The sequence below is a fragment of the Fibrobacterota bacterium genome (assembly GCA_019509785.1).
GTDB lineage: Bacteria > Fibrobacterota > Fibrobacteria > UBA11236 > UBA11236 > Chersky-265.
Window position 1 is genome coordinate 57,754 of record JAEKLQ010000029.1, and the last position, 17,363, is coordinate 75,116.

The following is a 17,363-nucleotide window of genomic DNA, read 5'->3' on the forward strand; positions in this document are numbered from 1 at the left end:
GATAAGCCCCGCGCCGGTGCGTATATTATGGGAATGCAGGTATTGGAACGCGGCGATGAACGTCTTACCCTGAAGGCCGGCAAGGTGCTGGATCTGGCCGATCCGGAATTCCAGGCCTTCCTCGATAAGCTTACCCTCACCGGTTCGGATTACCAGGGCGTAGGCATCGCGGCGCCCCAGGTCGGCGTCTCCTCGCGGGTTTTCATCATGGCTCCCCGGCCCAATCCCCGCTATCCCGACGCGCCTTTGATCGAACCCTTCGCCGTCATAAATCCGGTCATCCTGGGCGCATCGGATGAGATGGAAACCGGATGGGAAGGTTGCCTGAGCGTGCCCGGATTCCGGGCCCAAGTCCCGCGGCATCTCGAGGTGGACGTGGAGTTCATCGATCGGCAAGGCGGCCTGCGCCGGGAACGGTTCTCCGGTTTCCTCGCGCGCCTCTTCCAACACGAGTACGATCACCTGGAAGGCATCTTGTATCCGGAGCGGCTGCCTCAGGGTAACTCGTTGGTTACCTTGGAAGAGTATACCGCCCTGACAGGGATCCAGGTTCCGCGCTAACTCGCTTGAATTTCCCGGAAGCAATCGGGCCCTGGAGAACGGCTAAAGGGGAGTAGGTGCTCATCCCGGTCGGCTTCGGACTTTGGCACGGCACATGGGCTCGATGCCTACCGTTGCTACTTTCGTCCTGGCGGGGTTCAGCTCTCACACATTGCGTGAGGTCCGGGCCTTCCAGGATGAGCATTGGACAATATAGGTGTCTTGGGTTGCGCTTGTAAAGGAGCGGGCGACCGTGCGCTAGGGGCCGGGCGGGGCTTAAGTCTCCGGCTCGATCGCCTTCGGCCGCTTGCGCAGATCCTGGAAAAAGGCGCGCACCAGGTCCAGGCACTCCTCCGCCATCACCTCGCCTTGCACCTCCACGACCCGATTGAGTGGATTGCCTTCGAGGATGGAATACGTGGAGCCCAAGGCCCCCAAGCGCTTGTCTTTCGAACCGTAGACGACGCGCGAGATGCGCCCGTTGAGGATGGCCCCGGCGCACATGGGGCAGGGTTCCAAGGTGGCGTATAAGGTACAGCCGTCCAACCGCCAGTTCTGGACGGCGCCGCTGGCCGCGCCCAGGGCCAGGATCTCCGCGTGGGCGGTGCAATCCTGGAGGCCTTCCATGCGGTTATGCCCGCGTCCGATGACCTTCCCCTCTTTCACGATCACGCAACCGATGGGCACTTCGCCCTCGTCATAGGCGGCCTGGGCCTCGCGGAGGGCTTGGCGCATGTAATGTTCGTCGTTCGCGGGGATTAGCATAGCCGTTTCAGTTCGATAGGGTTCGGGCGGGCCCGCCTCAGTTGTAGAATACCAACCGGTTGCGCCCGGTTTCCTTGGCGCGGTACAAGGCCTTGTCCGCCTTCTCCAGGACTTCGTGCCCATGCCGGGAATCGATGGGATACATGGCGCCGCCGATGCTCATGGTCACCTGGAAGCGGACCGTCCCGGATTCGAAAACCTTGGCCGCCACGCTTTCGCGGATGCGCTCGGCGGTCTCCCCCGCCCTGGCCCGGTCCGTATCGGCCAGCATGCAGACGAATTCCTCGCCGCCGTAGCGCGCCATCAGATCGGTCCCGGCCCGGATGTTCTGGGAGATGATGCGGGCGACTTCCTTCAGCACTTGATCGCCCATGGGATGGCCGTAGGTGTCGTTCACCTTCTTGAAATGGTCGATGTCCATCATCAGCACGGCCAGGTGGTGATCGTAGCGTTGGGCCCGCAGGATTTCCCCCAGGAATCGCTCTTGGAAGGTGCGATGGTTCTCCACGCCGGTAAGGCCGTCGCGGCTGGCGAGCTGCTCCTTCTCCTGATACAGGCGGGCCCGCGAGAGGGCGAAGCCGGCCGCGCGCGCGATGGTGGAGAGCATGTTCTGCTGGTGTTCCGAGAAGCGGCGCGCGCGGGCCGACTCCACCACCAGCGCCATATCGATGCCTTGATCGGTGGGGACGGGTACCGCCAGCAGGCTTGCCATGCGCCCGTAGGCCTTTTCCTTGGGGCTGAAGCGGGGCACGTGCGGCGTAGGCGGGAACACGCGGTTGACGATCTGCTCCTTCTCGAAGACCAGGGAAACCAGCCCCTTGTCGGCGAGGGAAAATGAGAAGCCTGATAATTCCTGCTCATCGGCCCCGGCGCAGCTCGCGACGCGGGCCTCGTCGCCATTGCGCGCGACGCGTTCCACCACCAGGAAACGATCGCCCTCCAGGCATTCCGACATATAGGTCTGCACGTGGGTGACGATGTTGGCCACCGACATGTTCTCAAGGAACTTGCGTTGGTAATTGGTCAAGGCCGCCAACTGCTCCTTGTGGAAGGCATGCTCGAAACCCATATAAGCGTGATAGGCCAAGTTCCCGGCCAGATTGGCGAAGGCCTCCAGCTTCTCGATTACTTCCGGACCGAAAGCATGCTCCTTCAGGCTGTCCACGATCACGGCGCCTCGGCGCGCGCTTTTGACCAGGATGGGCACGCCGGCCAGGGAACGCACGCCTTCATCCTGCGAGTAGTAATGCAGTTGGGTCGAATCGGCGACGATGTCGCCTTCCAGCACGCGACGCACGCCGTCCTTGTTAAGCTGCCCCACCAGGCCCTGATGGCTGGCGATGGCCGCGCCCGCCACGACGGCCTCGGAATCCGTGATCCAAACGCGCAGGTAAAGGCCATCGGCTTTGCCGGGGAAAAGCACCGCATAGGTATGGCCGCCGGGAATGGCTTGCTTGAGCAAGGCCAGCCCGTCGAACAAGGTCGCGTCGATGTTATCCTCCAGCTCGCGCAACGCGAGACGGCGGGCCTCGCGCGCCTGCGCCTCGCCGCCTACCATGGCAAGGTCGCCTTTCAGGAAGGCGCGCGTGGTATCTTGCCGACGCTCTTCCACGCCCGCTTCTTCCGTTCGTTGCTGGGGGACCACCGTGGTTTTGCGCGTGGGGGCGGCGGATCTACGGCCTCCGGGACGCGAAGTGATCGCCAATACCAGACCGGCCACGGCGGGCAAAAAGGCTATCCGCCACTGGCCTCCCATGCAGCCGAGGCCCGCGAAGAGGCCGGCCAGGAGGAACCAAACCCCGCTCACACGCGGGCCGCCTTCCACCAGAGTATCAAGCCTAGCGGAGCGAAGAGCAGATTGCCTAACCAGGCGCCGACCATCGGGGTCAGGGTCCCATTCTCGCCCATGACCAGGCCGAGCCGGAGGGCGACGTAGTAAAGGAAGGTGATCAGGAGGGCGATGCCGAAGTTGCGGGCCAGGCCGGTCTTCAGGGTATTCACCGACATGGCCGCGCCGATCAGGGCCATGAACAGGGAAACCAGGCTGGACGAGAAGCGGAACAGCTTTTCGGTTTCCAGCACGCGCGGATTCTCGCCCGAGCGCTTGAGGATGGCGATGCGGCGATCCAGTTCTTGCAATCCCATCTCTTCAGGGTAGGAGCGGTCGTCCAATAAATCCTTGGGGGCGTCCTTGAATTCGGGGAAGGGCGTTTCCGCGAAGGCCTTGGCCGTAAGCTTACCGTCCTTGAAATCGCGGCGCATCCCGTCCTTCAGCACCCAATGATCTTTCACCCAGGCCAAGGCGCGCGCGTCGATCCGGGTCTGGATTTTCCCATGCCGTGGCTGGCGAATGACGGTGACGCCTTGCCCGCTATTCTTATGGCCCGTGTAGAAATCGAAGTACAAGACCAGCCCGTCCGAAGCGGTGTATAGGTAGTTGAACTTCTCCAGGGGATCGCCTCCGGACTCCCCGTCCTGGGACTTAGGCTCGCTGATCTCGTACCGGCGATGATTGGCGTCCGGCAGGACCCGGTCTTCGAACCAATACATGAATGCGCTGAGAAGGGCTCCGAAAAGGACGATGGGCCCGATGATGCGGCTGACCGGGATGCCGGCGGCGCGCAGGGCCACCAATTCCAGATTGCGCGCCAGGTTCCCGATCGAGAAAACCGATGCGAGCAAGATGGATATCGGGGAAATGAGATAGAGGATATGCGGGAGGTAATCCAGGTAATAGCCGAGGACCTCCTTGGGGGGACGGGCCAGCCAGAGCTTGCTGTTGCCCACGAAATCGATCACCACGAAGATGACCACGATGCAAATGAGGCATAAGGCGAGCAGCCCCAGGAAGCCTCCCAGGACGTGCCGGACGTAGATCTTCACGCGGGGGCCCCGGGCCGGGCCCGCTTGCGCCAAACCAAGCGCGCCAGCTTCTGCAATAGCGAGACGTTGTTGAGGTAATTCTCGCGCGACATGCGGACCACCAGGAACAATCCCCCCAGTCCAACCAGTATGTTGGGGAGCCACATGGCCACCCAGGGCGAAATCAGCAGGCGATCGGCCATCACCTCGCCGCGCAACAGGCACACCCAATAAATCAGGTAGAACGCGACGCTATAGACGACTCCGGTGCCGATTCCGCCGCGCCGGGCCATGATCCCGAGGGGAACGCCGATGAATACGAAAACCAGGCAGGCCACCGGGATCGAGAATTTCTTGTGGATTTCCACCATGTATTGGCTGATTTCCTTTAGCTCGTTGTCTTCCCTGCGCTCGTAGCGTTCGATCAGGTACATCTTGTCCTTTTCCTGCCGCTTCACTTCCGCATAAGCCAAGGTGCCGATCGGATCATCCTTCCACCAGGTCCCCTGTAACAGCCGAGGCGGTACGCCCTTCACGGTATCCGCCGCGAGCACGATGTCCATGGCATGCAGCTCGTCGAAGATCTTCTGCCGGTATTCCTGGCGGAGCGCCTTGAGGCGGCTCTCGCTCGCCTTCACGATGGCGTACATGTCCTGGATTTTCATTTCCCGATCGGTGCGGTAGGATCGCGTATGCCGTTCCAGGGTCGCGTCCACGTTATCGATGGCCACGTCCTGGCTCTTGAAGGCCACCCGCACGTAATTGGCCGCTTCCTTCGGATCCACGAAATGATTCTCGCCCCCCAACAGGTGGATGACGATGCTCTTGCCGCCGTTGGCGTATTCCATGTAGGCCGAATCGGCGAAGGTGTAGCGCACCGGCTTCCCCGGCTCGATGCTGTAAATGCGCACCCCGCCAATCCTCCCGCTGGCCTGATCCAATTCGTCGATCCATATCAGGTAGTTGTCGAAATCGCGGATCAAGGTACGCGGCGTGATCAGGGCCGTGGGCTTCTTGCGGCTGATGTCGTTACGCAAGGCCGCCGCGCGGAAGTTGGCTTCGGGAAGCACGTCGTTATTGAAGTACACCAGCCCCACGCCTAACGCGATGGCGATCAGCATGACGGGCAACATGGCCTTGAAGGGGGATATCCCTAAGGATTTCATGGCCGTGACCTCGTTATCCGAGGAGAAGCGCCCGAAGGCCATCAAGGTGGCCACCAGCACCGCCATGGGGATGGACAGGGCCAGCATCCAGGCCAGGTTGAGGACCATGATCTCCAGCACCACCCTCCATCCCAATCCCTTCGAGAGGATGGATGAGAGGATACGGATCAGGAAGTCCACCAGGAAAAGGAAGGTGATCACGAACAAGGAATAGAAGAAGGGGGCTATATGCTCCTTCAGGATATACCTTGATAGGATCATGGCAGTTGAATATACTACATCTTAACCTGCCATGACAGCGCCGCGTAACCACTTACGGAAATCGACCCGTCCCTCGGCGAGGCCGACGAGGCCAATACTCGCGGCCTCGCTGCTTGCGGCGTGCCTGGCGGGCTGCGCTTCGGCGCCCAAGCTCCGTACCGGCGATCCCTCTCTCCCGGAAATCGACGTGCTCCAGCTCAAGGAAAACTCGGACGAGGCCCTCAAGCTGGCGCAAGAGAACAAGCTCGATCTGCAAAGCCTGGAGTCCAAGGTCCGCGAACTGGACAGCCGCATCTCTTCCCTGGGCGACGAGCTCTCCAATCTGCCCACCGCCAAGCTGGACGAACTGGGCCAGCAGGTGGCGCTGATGACGGAACAATTGCATTCCTTGGAAGAGCGTCTGGCAAAGGGTCCCGCGGGACCGGCGCCCAAGAAAGCCCTCGCCACCTTCGCGCCCACCGCCCTGGATTCGGCCGATGCGGCTCCGGAAAAGACCCCGGCGAACCGGGTCGCGTCCAAAGGCGACTCGAGCGGAAAAGCGGCGCCTACCAAGCCGGCCCATGGCGCCGCGGGATCGAAACCATCCCCCCGCAAGCCTCCGGCCACCGAGGTGGAAGCCGCCATCTACAAGAAGGCTTTCGATCTCTACTACGGGCGGGATTATACCAACGCCGTCGGCCGTTTCGAGGCGCTCCTGAAGCAATTCCCGTCCAGCACCTATGCGGACAATTGTTACTACTGGATCGGCGAATGCATGTTCGCCCAAGGCAATTTCAACAAGGCCATCGTCGCCTTCCGCAAGGTCTTCACCTTCCCCGAAACCGAGAAGGCGGACGACGCGCAACTCAAGCTGGGCTACTGCTATCTGCGCCTCGGGGACCGCAAGCAAGCGGCCGAGGAATTCAAAAAAGTTGTATCTTTGTACCCCGATAGCGAATACGTAGAACGGGCCAAGGAAGAACTGGCCAAATTAGAGTAATCCGACCATCGGGGTCCCCATGCTTTTCCACGCTCGCAAAGCGCCAGTCCATATCATTTTCCCCGCCGCCCTATGCGCTTTGTGGGTCTTCTCCGGCTGCTCCAAAAAGCTGACCAAGGAGGAAGGCTGCCAGGAAAAATGGGATAAGGTTTCCCCCAAGCTCGCCAAGGGGAAATACAACAATACCACCAAGGATGCGTTGAACGACATCGTCACCACCTGCCCGGGCTCCCCGTTCACCGAAGAGGCCCTGTTCGATTTGGGGGAATCCCACATCCATCTGGAAGAATGGGAAGAAGCGGAAACCGAGTTCACTTCCTTCGTAAAGGAGTTTCCGAACTCGAAGAAATACGGGGAACTGGCGCGTTACCGTATCGCGCAAGCGTCGGCCAAGCAGGTCGAAGGCCCCACCCGGGACCAGACCAAGACCCAGGAAGCCATCATCGCTTGGTCGAACTACATCGACGAATATCCCGACAGCCCCCGGGCCGATTCCGCCCGCGGCCAGATCGACAGCCTCAAATCCATCCTGGCCAAGAAGCAGATGCTGATCGCCCACCTCTATTCCCGCATGGATGAGCCGCAGGCGGCCGCCATCTACTACAAGGAAGTGCTCAAGGAATACGGCGGCCGCGTCAACGAGCGCGAGGTTAACCTCAAGTTGGCCGAATGCTATATCCGCATGGGCCAATTCGATGAGGCCGAGTCCTATCTGTCCAAGTTCGACGGCATCGCCAAAGACGATCCTTTCCGCGAGAAGGTGAAGCAGGCCTACAAGGATTTGGACAAGGCGCGCACCAAATTGGCCCGCGAGAAAAAAGAGGAACAGGAGCAAGGCAAGCGCCAGGAAGCCATGTGAACCATTGCATTTTCGGCGGTTCCTTCGATCCTCCCCACGAGGGCCATCGGCACCTGGCCCGCGCCGCCGGATCCGCTTTTTCGATTGACCGGCTCTACTGGGTTCCCGCGCAGGACCCTCCCCATAAGGCCGCCCCTGGCACCCCGTTCCGCCACCGATTGGAAATGTGCCGCCTCGCCATCGCCGGCATGCCCGGGAACGAGGTTTCCGACATCGAAGGTGGCCTGCCGAAGCCCAGCTATTCCCTGAACACCATCCGCGCCCTTAAGGCCCGTCACCACCGTCCCGGCGATCACTGGTTCTTCCTGATCGGCGCGGACAATTGGGCCATCTTCCCGAACTGGCACAAGCCGGAGGAAGTGCTGAAGGAAACCGGCTTGATCGTTTATCCCAGGAAGGGAGCCTCCATCGGCGCTTTGCCTGCCGGGGTGCACGCGCTCGATCTGGAACTCCTGCCGGAAAGCTCGAGCGAAATCCGCGCTGCGCTGGACCGTGGCGTATCGGCCGAGGCCGCGGGAGTGCTGCCGGAGATCCGCGGCTATATCGCCGAGCACGGTCTTTACGCCGCAGGAAGGGCCCACTAACATGGTCAGGAGGACGCCGGTTTCCTTGCCTACCGCCATAATCGCCGCACTCATCTCCGTCGCGGCCATCCGCGCCTTCGCCCAAAGCGCCGACTCCCTGCCGGCCTTCCGGACCGATTCCGCCGCCGCCGATCCCTTCCGGAAGATCGAAGCCGGGCAGTCTCCCCTGTTCCCGGCAAAGCCGAAGACGGATACGGGATTCCGGGCCGACAGCGTAACCGCCAAGTTAACCCGCAGGCATCCCGCCATCTCGATCTGGACGGCCGCCGAATTCTCGGACCTGGACGCGAAAGAGGTTTTCAAGGCGGATCTAAGCAACTTGGAACTAACCGATTCCTTGGATCCCTTGCAATCTTACGAGGAGGCCCACCTCTCCTTTCCGATCGGGATCCAGGCGGTTTATCCGCTCGGGCCCTGGTTCGATGCCGTGGCCATGGCGCGCGCCTCCTGGTATAAGCAAACCGCCATCTTAGGGCATCGGGATGCCAACCATACCGCCGCGGGAGAACAATGGTACGCCGTGCAATCCACCTTGGGCGGGGCCGGCTTACGCTTCTACCTTCCGCCATCCTTGTTGTCCGTGAACGGGAGTTTGGGGCTCTACGCGCAACTCTTGTGGCTGTGGAACCTGGGCGGGAGCGAGTTGTACACGAAGTACGGATCCGCGCCGGCGCGAATCGATCCAGCCGGCTCCGGATTCGAGTTGCTGTTCGGTCTGCAACATGCGCTCAAAGGCCCGTGGCTGGTGGCCGGTTCCCTCGGTTACGTCAAGCAGGATTACGTCTCCAATCGCAACTGGTCCGATCTGCTGCGCTCCGCGCCTCCGGCGGGTCGCGTAAGCTGGGGAAGTTCCTCCATCCAAGCCAGCCTGGCGTTGTGGTACCATTTCGGCGTCCCCGCCGATAGCGCGACGGTAAAGCCCGCGCAAGCGGTCCTGCCTGCGGCTACGGTTCCGCCTGCCGTAGCCGTCCCCCCTGCGTCGCCAGGCAAGGACCCTATTCCGCATTAAACGGGATGCGGCTTTGACGTGCCTCCCCCGTAGGGCTATTTTTGTCGCATGAATTCCCCCGCCACGGCCGTTCCCCCGCCCATTACCGAAATCCCGCTGTTCGCGCGGGGCAAGGTCCGGGACGTTTACGATCTGGGCGATAAGCTGCTGATGGTGGCGACCGATCGGTTGTCCGCATTCGACGTGGTGCTCCCCACCCCCATTCCCGGCAAGGGCGCCATCCTCACCCAACTTTCGGTGTTCTGGTTCAATTACCTGGGCGTCCCCAGCCATTTCCTCTCTGCGGACCTGAAGGACTTGCCACCAGCCCTGGCGCGTCATCACGAATACCTGCGCGGGCGCTTCATGTTGGTGAAGAAGGCCAAGCGCTTCGACGTCGAATGCGTGGCCCGGGGATACCTGACCGGTTCCGGATGGAAGGATTACCTGGCCACCGGCAAGGTTTGCGGGCATGCCTTGCCGCCCGGCCTCAAGCAAAGCTGCCGCCTCGACCCGCCCCTCTTCACGCCCGCAGCCAAGAACGATATCGGGCATGACGAGAACATCGACTTCGCCAGGATGGAAAAGATGATCGGCGCGGAGGCCGCCGCCGAATTGCGGGAGAAGACCCTTGGCATCTATGCGCGCGCCAGGGCCTATGCCTTGGAGCGCGGAGTGATCTTGGCGGATACCAAGTTCGAATTCGGCGTGGTGGACGGGAAGACCATCCTCATCGACGAGGTGCTCACGCCCGACTCCTCCCGCTTCTGGCCCGCGGCCGCCTATGCCGAAGGGCGCGAGCAGGACAGCTTCGATAAGCAGTACGTACGCGAGTACCTCAATTCATTGCCGTGGAAGAAAACCTATCCCGGGCCCGAATTGCCCGAGGAGGTGGTCCGCAACACGCGCCGCAAGTACCTGGAAGCATTTAAGCTTCTGACCGGAAAGGATTTCGAGTGACCAGTCCCGATCGCAACGAGGGGCGACAAGCCGTCCGCAAGACCGCCCTCCTCAGCGTCTCCGATAAAAGCGGGTTGCTGGAATTCGCCCAAGGCCTGCATGGCCTGGGCGTTCGCATCCTGAGCACCGGAGGGACGCTGAAGTTCCTGAAGGAAAACGGGATTCCCGTGGTCGCCGTTTCCGATTACACAGGTTCCCCCGAGATCCTGGACGGCCGGGTGAAAACCTTGCATCCTAAGATCCACGGCGGGCTCTTGGGTGTGCGGGATAACGAAGAGCATAAGCGGCAGATGCAGGCCAACGGCATCGAGCCCATCGATATCGTAGCGGTGAACCTCTACCCCTTCCGCGAAACCGTGGCCAAGCCGGACGTGAAGTTGGAAGAGGCCATCGAGAACATCGACATCGGGGGGCCGGCCATGCTCCGCTCCTCGGCCAAGAACTACCGCTTCGTCACCGTGGTCTGCGACCCGGCCGATTATACCCGGGTCCTGAACGAACTCAAGGCGGAAGGGGAAACCTCGCCCGCCACGCGGGAGGCGCTGGCCCTCAAGGTCTTCCGCCACACCGCCGACTACGATTCCGCCATCGACGAATACCTGTCGGCGACCTTGGCCAAATCGCCCTCCTTACGGTTGTCCTTCGTGGAAGGCCGGGCCCTGCGCTACGGCGAGAACGACCACCAGAAGGCCATGTTCTTCCTGGAAAAGGACGCGCGGACCGGCAAGGAGCCAAATATCGGCTCGGCCCGCCAATTGCACGGTAAGGAACTCTCCTACAATAACCTGGTGGACGCCGATGCGGCCCTGGAGTCGGCCCGCGAACTGCATGCCGAGCCGGCGGTTACCATCATCAAGCATATGAATCCGTGCGGATACGCCACGGGAAAGACCCTGGCGGAAGCCTTCGAGGCCGCCTGGGAAGGCGATCCGGTTTCGGCATTCGGATCCGTGATCGCGGTAACGCGCACAGTCGATCTCGCCACCGCGGAAAAGCTGAAAGGCCGTTTCGTGGAACTCTTGATCGCCCCCGGCTTCGCCCCCGACGCCCTCGATTTCCTGCAGAAGAAAAGCAAGGACATCCGCTTGCTGGACATCGGCCGCCTGGAACCCGCCCACGATCGCAAGGTGTACAAGCATATCCTGGGCGGAATGCTGGTGCAGGATCGGGACGTGGAGCTGAACCGCAAGTGGGAGCAACCCACGAAGTCGAAGCTGCCCGAATCCATGCAGGCGCTGGCCCTCTTCACCTGGAAAGCCTGCAAGCACGTGAAGTCGAACGCCATCGTGATCGGCCACGAGTACGCGCCCGGCCGGTACACCCTGGTCGGCATGGGCCCCGGCCAGCCGAATCGGATCGATTCCAACCTGAAATTGTGCCAGCCGCGCGCCCGGGAAAACCTGAAGCGCGAAGCCGAACGCCTAGGCCGCGAGCCCGATGCTTACGTCAAGGAAGCCTTGGCCAAATGCGTCATGGCTTCCGATGCCTTCTTCCCTTTCGATGATAACGTGGTGGCCGCCCATGAAGGCGGGATCCTCCATATCGTGCAGCCGGGGGGATCCCTGCGCGACACGGACGTCATCGCTACCGCCGATCGTCTGGGCGTCTCCCTCACCTTCACGGGAACCCGGCATTTCCGCCACTAAGGGAGAACGGTGCGCATCGATTCCGATCTCAATCCCCAGCTGCAATCGATGATCTTCGATTCGCTGCTGCTGCACATGAAGGCCGAACGGCGCCGCGCCCCGTACGCGCCTTCGGATGCGGGCTCGCGCCATATGCATTGGGACGGATTGGCCAAGGACCTGCTCAAGCTGGGCCTTAGCAAAACCGCGGCGGACACCCTGGTCTCCTGGGTTACCGTCCAAGCCGAACAAAGCCGCACCAGCCCCGCCAAGATCCGCATCCTGCATCCCATGGAACGCGAATTCATTTCCGTGGAAGCCTACGGGTATCTGTTGGAGCTCTATCGCTTGGGACTCATCGGGCCGCCCCAACTCGAAATGCTGATCGAGAATTGCGCCTTCCTCACTTCCCTCCCGGCCACCCGCGACCAGGTTGCGAAGATGGCGCTACGGGCCTTCTCCGAAAACCTCGAAATGCAAGGGCTGGGCAGCAGCCACTGAAGCAGGCCGGCCCCGGCCCGCGGACAGGATTCCCCTCATGATGGTGCGCGTGATCGGCGGCGGATTGGCCGGATGCGAAGCGAGCTTGCAGCTTGCCGATTCCGGCGTGGACGTGGAGTTGTGGGAAATGCGTCCCCGGGTCTCCACGCCCGCCCATAAGACCGGCAACCTGGCCGAACTGGTTTGCTCCAACTCCTTCAAGGGCCTGGCACTGACGTCCGCCCATGGGCTCTTCAAGGCCGAGCTCAGGCGCATGGGCTCGCGCCTCATCGCCCTCGCGGAAACCGCCCGCGTGCCCGCGGGGGAAAGCCTAGCCATCGATCGCGAAGTCTTCTCGGCCGCGGTGGAAGGCGCCATCGCCGCCCATCCCCGCATCCGCCTGGTGAGGGAGGAGGCGATTCACCTCGATCCGGCCCAGCCCACCTTGGTGGCCACCGGTCCCCTCAGCTCGCAAAACCTCACCCAGGCCCTATTCGCATTGATCGGATCGGAGCGGTTGTACTTCTTCGATTCCATCGCCCCCGTGGTCGAGATCGATAGCCTGGATCTTGAGCAAACCTTCGCGAAGAACCGGTGGGATAAGGGCCAGGAGCCCGACTTCCTGAACTGCCCCTTGGATAAGGAAACCTATTTCGCTTTCGTGGAGGCGCTCTGCCAGGCGGATTCCGTGGAGCCCAAGCCCTTCGAGAAGGGACAGCTTTTCGAAGGCTGTCTGCCGGTGGAGGAGATGGCCCGCCGCGGGAAGGAAACCTTGCGCTACGGGCCCATGCGGCCGATCGGCTTGCGCGATCCGCGTTCCGGCAAAACGCCCTTCGCGGTGATCCAATTGCGCGCGGAGAACCGCCAGCGCAGCCTGTACAACCTGGTGGGTTTCCAGACCCGGCTCAAATGGGGCACCCAGAAAGCCCTCTTCTCGTTGGTGCCGGCTCTGAAAGACGCCGCCTTCGCGCGCTTCGGCGCCATGCATCGCAATACTTTCCTGAACGCGCCCCAGGTGCTGGAGCAATCCTTGCGAATCAAGGGAACACGCATCTTCTGCGCCGGCCAATTGACCGGGGCGGAAGGCTACACCGAAGCCATCGGCACCGGGATGTTCGCCGCCTCCCAGATGCTGGCCGATTTCCGCGGGGAGCCCCTCGTTTGGCCCGAGGCCACCTGCCTCGGGGCCCTGACGCGGCATCTTACCGATCCCAATCCCGATTACCAGCCCATGAACTTCAACTTCGGCTTGTTGCCGCGGGCCGAAACGGCGCATAAGAAGGATCGCAAGGCCGCGCAGATCGCCGAATGCCAGTCGGCATGGGAGCGATTCTCGCCTTTCCCCGATCGGGTCGCGGCCTCCGCGCCACCGGTTTTAGCCATTTGAGGGGCAAGGGGTTACCGCTAAGGGGTAACCTACGGGAAACGGGTTCCGGGAACGGGATCGCGCGGCGGTTTACCCGGGCATTTCGTATTTTATTCGGCAAGAGCAACAGGAGCCCAGGCGCCGGTACGCGGCGCACGGGCGGAAAAGGACGAACGTTATGATGTACGATGAAATGATGGTGGCCCCCATGCGGGCCGAGCTGACGGATTTGGGAATCAAGGAAACCCGCACGGCTTCCGAAGTCGATCAGGTCCTGAAGGAAGGCCAAGGCACGGTCCTGGTGGTGGTCAATTCCGTCTGCGGCTGCGCCGCCGCCAACGCCCGCCCGGCCGTGAACATCGCCATGCAGCATTCCAAGTTGCCGGAGAAATCCATCACCGTATTCGCCGGCAACGATGCCGAGGCCACCGCCCGCGCCCGTTCCTACTTCGTGGGCTATCAGCCTTCGTCCCCCCAGATCGCCTTGATCAAGGACGGCGAGGTCGCCTTCATGCTGGAACGCCATAACATCGCGGGCCGCAGCGCGGAGGATATCGCCGCCGAATTGACGGAAGCCTTCGATCAACATTGCTGAAGGTCGTCGGCGCTGACCGGCCTCAGCGCTGTGGACGGGCGTTCATAACAACGCCGCGCGGACGACGGGACGCAATGCGGGGAAATCCATCTGCATGCGTTCCTTCATCTGGGCCAGCGACAAGCGGCCCTCCCCCGCTTCTTCGGTAATCACCCGCACTTCCCACCCCGTCTTTCCGCTGCGGCGCAGGTACCGGTGGAAGCCGGCGCCTTCCCAGGCCAAGGCCTTGGCCTCGTAACGACGGAACAATTCCTCCTTCTGGGCCGGTTCGAATACATCCTTGTCCCCGGACAGGATGGCTCCGGAAATCACGCGCCGAGGCTCGGGGAAAGGCCGGCGCGGACGGAACAGCGGGGGCTTGTCGGCATCGAAATCCCATTCGATGCCCGGATCGGCCAGCACGATATCGCCTACGCGGAGAGCGGGGTCCAGGGCGGTGGCCGAACCGAGTAGCATCACCAGGCGCGGATCCAGGGCATCGGAAAGGCTTTGGCAGCCGAGGGCGGCTTCCACCTTGCCTTGGCCGCATACGGCCATGCGCCATTCCGGTTCCGCGGGGATAACGAATACGCGTTGCCCGCGGATTTTTTCTTCGCTTCGTCCCTGGGTGCCCCCCAGGAACGCGTCCAACTCCGCCTGGAACGGGAAGATGAGTAGGATCAATCCGCGACCGCCGTTCCCTCGGCCATCGTTCTCTCGTTGCCCGGGGTCTCGGCAGCCACTTCGAAGACGGTTTCCAACTCTACCGCCGAGTTGAGCGGCAGGGCGCTCACGCCCACGGCCGCGCGGGCATGGGCCCCCGCTTCCCCGAAGATCTCCTTCGCCAGTTCGGAGGCCCCGTTGAGGACCTGGGGCTGATCGGCGAATCCTTCCGCGCTTTGGACGAAGCCGCCCAGACGTACCACGCGGGTTACCTGGGCCGGATCGGCCGCGTAGGCGAGGGCGGCCAGGGCATTCAGGAAACAGAGGCGCGCGGCGGCGCGGGCTTCATCCAGGCCCACGTCCCGCCCTACCTTGCCGGCGCAGGTAAGCTTGCCCTCGCGGATCGGCAATTGCCCGGCCACGAAGACGAGGTTGCCGCTACGGACCGCGGGGACATAAGATCCTTGCGGCTTGGGAACGGGCGGGAGGACGAGACCCAGGGTAGTGAGGCGGGCGGTGATATCCATGGTCGGAAATATATCTTTCCCCCATGCGGTATATCGATACGCACTGCCATATGGACAGCATCTTGGCCAAGCTCGGAATGCCGGATTTCCCGGCTTTCAAGGCACGCTATCTGTCTCCCGATTTCGAAGCTTGCATTACCATTTCCTGCGATCCCGACTCCATCGAAGCCGCCTTGGCCCTTATGGAGGTCCCCGAAGTCTATGGCGCTTTCGGCATCCATCCCCATGACGCCAAGGCCTATGATTACGCCCTGGAAGCCAAGCTCTGCGCGGCCCTGACCCATCCTAAAGCGGTGGCATGGGGAGAAATCGGGCTGGATTACCACTACGACTTCTCCCCCCGGGAGGTACAGCGGGAGGCGTTCGCGCGCCAGATTAGAAAAGGGGTTTCCTTGGGCAAGCCGCTCATCATCCATACCCGCGAGGCCGAGGCGGATACCCTGGAAATCCTGGAACGGGAAGCCCCCCGGGACTGGCGCATCCACGTGCATTGCTTCACGTCTTCGCCGGGGATGGCGGAACGCTTGTTGGCCCACTTTCCGAACCTGTGCCTGGGGCTGACGGGCATCGTGACCTTTAAGAACGCGCAGGACCTGCAAGCGGTGGCGCGCGCGACCCCGTTGGATCGCCTTCTCCTCGAGACCGACGGGCCCTACCTGGCCCCCGTCCCCCATCGCGGTCAACCGGCCCACCCCGGGCACATTCCGCTCATCGCGGCCAAGATCGCCGAGTTGAAGGGAACGTCGTTGGATTCGGTATACGCGGCGGCCAGGGAGAATACCCGGAAGGTCTACGGGATCTGAGAGAGCGACGGCCGCTTCCGTTAGCGGTCGGTACGGGAGCTAAGGGGTTTCGAACTCCTGCTGTTCGTCCTTGCCTTCGTTTTCCTTGACCTCTTTGTCGATCATCTGCTTCTCGATGCGCTCCTGGACGATCTTCTGATCCCATTCCCGGAAGGATTGATCCAGGGATTTGCGCTTTTCCACGATGTCCTCATCGAGATCGATCAGCTTTTTATGGACCTCGTCGCGTTCCTTGATCAGGCGCGGCTCGTCCGGGTGCTCTTCCAGGTTATTCAATACGATGATGTATTCGGTTTCCAGGCTATGCCGCTTGTCTTCCAGGTGCGCGATGGCGAGCTGCTCCTGGTTGATGCGGTTGCCGTATTCGGTGAAGGCGCATCCGGCGCAGGCGACGAGCGACGCGCAGGCCATGGCAAGGCGCTTAATACTCGTAAATGTCTTCTTCATACCGGTAGAGATGGACCGGAACCGAGGCCTTTTCGGACTTGTACTCCAGGGTCAGATCCGAACCTTCCGACTTGGACTGGAAGCAGGGCAGGCCGGTCTTGCGCTCCACCGAGTATTGCAGGATGCCTTGGATTACGGAGGGTCCCCAGCTGTACTTGCGGTATTTCCGGTTCTGGATGTTCGAGAAAAAGAATTGCTCCATCAGCAAGGACAGGGAATCGGTGCGGTGGTAATAGAGGGAATAGTCCAGGCAATTCAGCTTGAGGCGGGGACGGGGGCCATCGAAACGGGCCGAGTCGAGATGCAGCGTCTCCAGGGTTTTGTTGATGGCTTCCACGGGCATGGCCTGCTTGGCTTCGAGCTTGACCCCGGCGGGAAGGAATCGCTCCATCCGCCACCAGTCGCGCCAGCCCGCCTTGTACTTCGTCGTATCCGAGGCCAACAGCAATTGCTTGCGGAAATCCTCTTTCTGTTGAATGCGCGACAGCACCGGCTTCAGGGAATCATAACCGACGATGCGCACGGGAATCATGCCCGAATCCAGCGTCAGGGACAAATCCACCTTTTTCTCCAGCTCGTGGGGCATGGAAAGCTTGTGGTAGCCGCGCGCGATCATGGTATCGAGCTTGCGATTCAGCGTAAAGCCAGCGCCTGCGCGTTTCAGATCGTAGGACAAGGTGGACGTGAAAATAGTGCCTTCGATCTCCTTTTCCTCATCCAGCTTGGAAGAGTAGGTGCCCAAATGGAAAACCCGGAAATGGGCGCTGTCCGGGGTTTTGGGGGAGTAAACGGCCGTACGCTCGCAGTGGAAGAGACCTAGGGCCAGAAGGGCCAAGGCCGCCTTCCGGGCGCGATCAGCGCCAAGTCCCGCGCCGGCATTCAGAATCGTCATTACGTCCCTTCCGTTCCATCCA

General features: G+C 61.8%; 19 protein-coding genes and 1 other RNA gene. 11 read left to right on the forward strand and 9 right to left on the reverse strand.

What is annotated here, in order from left to right; genetic code table 11:
- Window positions 1-33 precede the first annotated feature (33 nt).
- Complete coding sequence (locus JF616_06855) at window positions 34-561, forward strand: peptide deformylase (GenBank protein MBW8887463.1); 528 nt, start codon at window positions 34-36, stop codon at window positions 559-561.
- A gap of 70 nt (window positions 562-631) precedes the next feature.
- On the opposite strand, the gene ffs is transcribed toward JF616_06855, so the two are convergent.
- The 5 genes from ffs to JF616_06880 form a co-directional block, all read right to left on the reverse strand.
- Window positions 632-729: signal recognition particle sRNA small type (gene ffs / locus JF616_06860), an RNA gene on the reverse strand.
- A gap of 87 nt (window positions 730-816) precedes the next feature.
- Complete coding sequence (locus JF616_06865) at window positions 817-1,275, reverse strand: nucleoside deaminase (protein ID MBW8887464.1); 459 nt, start codon at window positions 1,273-1,275, stop codon at window positions 817-819.
- 67 nt (window positions 1,276-1,342) lie between these two features.
- Window positions 1,343-3,112, reverse strand: a complete 1,770-nt coding sequence (locus JF616_06870) for a diguanylate cyclase (protein MBW8887465.1) — start codon at window positions 3,110-3,112, stop codon at window positions 1,343-1,345.
- Window positions 3,109-4,188, reverse strand: a complete 1,080-nt coding sequence (locus JF616_06875) for an LptF/LptG family permease (protein ID MBW8887466.1) — start codon at window positions 4,186-4,188, stop codon at window positions 3,109-3,111. Before JF616_06875 ends, JF616_06870 begins: the two co-directional genes overlap by 4 nt.
- Complete coding sequence (locus JF616_06880) at window positions 4,185-5,594, reverse strand: LptF/LptG family permease (protein ID MBW8887467.1); 1,410 nt, start codon at window positions 5,592-5,594, stop codon at window positions 4,185-4,187. The genes JF616_06875 and JF616_06880 overlap by 4 nt, the downstream gene beginning before the upstream one ends.
- A gap of 187 nt (window positions 5,595-5,781) precedes the next feature.
- On the opposite strand from JF616_06880, the gene ybgF reads away from it, so the two are divergent.
- From ybgF to JF616_06925, 9 genes are all read left to right on the forward strand, one after another.
- On the forward strand, window positions 5,782-6,573 hold the full coding sequence (gene ybgF, locus JF616_06885; protein ID MBW8887468.1) for a tol-pal system protein YbgF: 792 nt from the start codon (window positions 5,782-5,784) through the stop codon (window positions 6,571-6,573).
- 19 nt (window positions 6,574-6,592) lie between these two features.
- On the forward strand, window positions 6,593-7,432 hold the full coding sequence (gene bamD, locus JF616_06890) for an outer membrane protein assembly factor BamD (protein ID MBW8887469.1): 840 nt from the start codon (window positions 6,593-6,595) through the stop codon (window positions 7,430-7,432).
- A complete protein-coding gene (nadD, locus tag JF616_06895) occupies window positions 7,429-8,016 on the forward strand; it encodes a nicotinate (nicotinamide) nucleotide adenylyltransferase (protein ID MBW8887470.1) in 588 nt (195 codons plus the stop codon). The genes bamD and nadD overlap by 4 nt, the downstream gene beginning before the upstream one ends.
- 25 nt (window positions 8,017-8,041) lie before the next feature.
- A complete protein-coding gene (locus JF616_06900) occupies window positions 8,042-9,025 on the forward strand; it encodes a hypothetical protein (protein ID MBW8887471.1) in 984 nt (327 codons plus the stop codon).
- A gap of 48 nt (window positions 9,026-9,073) precedes the next feature.
- Window positions 9,074-9,964, forward strand: a complete 891-nt coding sequence (locus tag JF616_06905) for a phosphoribosylaminoimidazolesuccinocarboxamide synthase (protein ID MBW8887472.1) — start codon at window positions 9,074-9,076, stop codon at window positions 9,962-9,964.
- A complete protein-coding gene (purH, locus tag JF616_06910) occupies window positions 9,961-11,610 on the forward strand; it encodes a bifunctional phosphoribosylaminoimidazolecarboxamide formyltransferase/IMP cyclohydrolase (GenBank protein MBW8887473.1) in 1,650 nt (549 codons plus the stop codon). The genes JF616_06905 and purH overlap by 4 nt, the downstream gene beginning before the upstream one ends.
- Before the next feature lie 9 nt (window positions 11,611-11,619).
- Window positions 11,620-12,090: a DUF494 family protein gene (locus JF616_06915; GenBank protein ID MBW8887474.1), complete on the forward strand. Its 471-nt coding sequence runs from the start codon at window positions 11,620-11,622 to the stop codon at window positions 12,088-12,090.
- A 37-nt stretch (window positions 12,091-12,127) separates the two neighbouring features.
- Entirely contained in the window at window positions 12,128-13,456 is a 1,329-nt protein-coding gene (gene trmFO / locus JF616_06920) for a methylenetetrahydrofolate--tRNA-(uracil(54)-C(5))-methyltransferase (FADH(2)-oxidizing) TrmFO (protein ID MBW8887475.1), read from the forward strand.
- A gap of 160 nt (window positions 13,457-13,616) precedes the next feature.
- Entirely contained in the window at window positions 13,617-14,030 is a 414-nt protein-coding gene (locus JF616_06925; GenBank protein ID MBW8887476.1) for a BrxA/BrxB family bacilliredoxin, read from the forward strand.
- Window positions 14,031-14,072: 42 nt separating this feature from the next.
- Here JF616_06925 and JF616_06930 read toward each other — a convergent pair whose 3' ends face one another.
- Together JF616_06930 and JF616_06935 are read right to left on the reverse strand one after the other, a co-directional pair.
- Window positions 14,073-14,693, reverse strand: a complete 621-nt coding sequence (locus JF616_06930) for a hypothetical protein (GenBank protein MBW8887477.1) — start codon at window positions 14,691-14,693, stop codon at window positions 14,073-14,075.
- Window positions 14,690-15,199, reverse strand: coding sequence for a RidA family protein (locus tag JF616_06935; protein ID MBW8887478.1), 510 nt, complete (start codon window positions 15,197-15,199; stop codon window positions 14,690-14,692). The genes JF616_06930 and JF616_06935 overlap by 4 nt, the downstream gene beginning before the upstream one ends.
- A gap of 23 nt (window positions 15,200-15,222) precedes the next feature.
- On the opposite strand from JF616_06935, the gene JF616_06940 reads away from it, so the two are divergent.
- The gene (locus JF616_06940) at window positions 15,223-16,002 is read left to right on the forward strand and encodes a TatD family hydrolase (GenBank protein MBW8887479.1); all 780 of its coding nucleotides are present in this window, start codon (window positions 15,223-15,225) and stop codon (window positions 16,000-16,002) included.
- A 39-nt stretch (window positions 16,003-16,041) separates the two neighbouring features.
- Here the strand turns inward: JF616_06940 and JF616_06945 are convergent, their stop codons facing one another.
- Together JF616_06945 and JF616_06950 are read right to left on the reverse strand one after the other, a co-directional pair.
- Window positions 16,042-16,413 carry a hypothetical protein gene (locus JF616_06945; GenBank protein ID MBW8887480.1) on the reverse strand — a complete coding sequence of 124 codons (372 nt, stop codon included), beginning with the start codon at window positions 16,411-16,413 and terminating at the stop codon, window positions 16,042-16,044.
- Window positions 16,414-16,423: 10 nt separating this feature from the next.
- Complete coding sequence (locus JF616_06950) at window positions 16,424-17,341, reverse strand: hypothetical protein (protein MBW8887481.1); 918 nt, start codon at window positions 17,339-17,341, stop codon at window positions 16,424-16,426.
- Between the last annotated feature and the right edge of the window lie 22 nt (window positions 17,342-17,363).

Bases quoted from the DNA above. Each gene is read 5' to 3' on its own strand.
- JF616_06880 (MBW8887467.1), bottom strand. From the start codon at position 5,594: ATGATCCTATCAAGGTATATCCTGAAGGAGCATATAGCCCCCTTCTTC.
- JF616_06950 (MBW8887481.1), bottom strand. From the start codon at position 17,341: ATGACGATTCTGAATGCCGGCGCGGGACTTGGCGCTGATCGCGCCCGG.
- JF616_06905 (MBW8887472.1), top strand. From the start codon at position 9,074: ATGAATTCCCCCGCCACGGCCGTTCCCCCGCCCATTACCGAAATCCCG.
- JF616_06940 (MBW8887479.1), top strand. From the start codon at position 15,223: ATGCGGTATATCGATACGCACTGCCATATGGACAGCATCTTGGCCAAG.
- JF616_06855 (MBW8887463.1), top strand. From the start codon at position 34: ATGCAGGTATTGGAACGCGGCGATGAACGTCTTACCCTGAAGGCCGGC.
- trmFO (MBW8887475.1), top strand. From the start codon at position 12,128: ATGATGGTGCGCGTGATCGGCGGCGGATTGGCCGGATGCGAAGCGAGC.
- JF616_06945 (MBW8887480.1), bottom strand. From the start codon at position 16,413: ATGGCCTGCGCGTCGCTCGTCGCCTGCGCCGGATGCGCCTTCACCGAA.
- JF616_06925 (MBW8887476.1), top strand. From the start codon at position 13,617: ATGTACGATGAAATGATGGTGGCCCCCATGCGGGCCGAGCTGACGGAT.
- bamD (MBW8887469.1), top strand. From the start codon at position 6,593: ATGCTTTTCCACGCTCGCAAAGCGCCAGTCCATATCATTTTCCCCGCC.
- JF616_06865 (MBW8887464.1), bottom strand. From the start codon at position 1,275: ATGCGCCAAGCCCTCCGCGAGGCCCAGGCCGCCTATGACGAGGGCGAA.
- JF616_06935 (MBW8887478.1), bottom strand. From the start codon at position 15,199: ATGGATATCACCGCCCGCCTCACTACCCTGGGTCTCGTCCTCCCGCCC.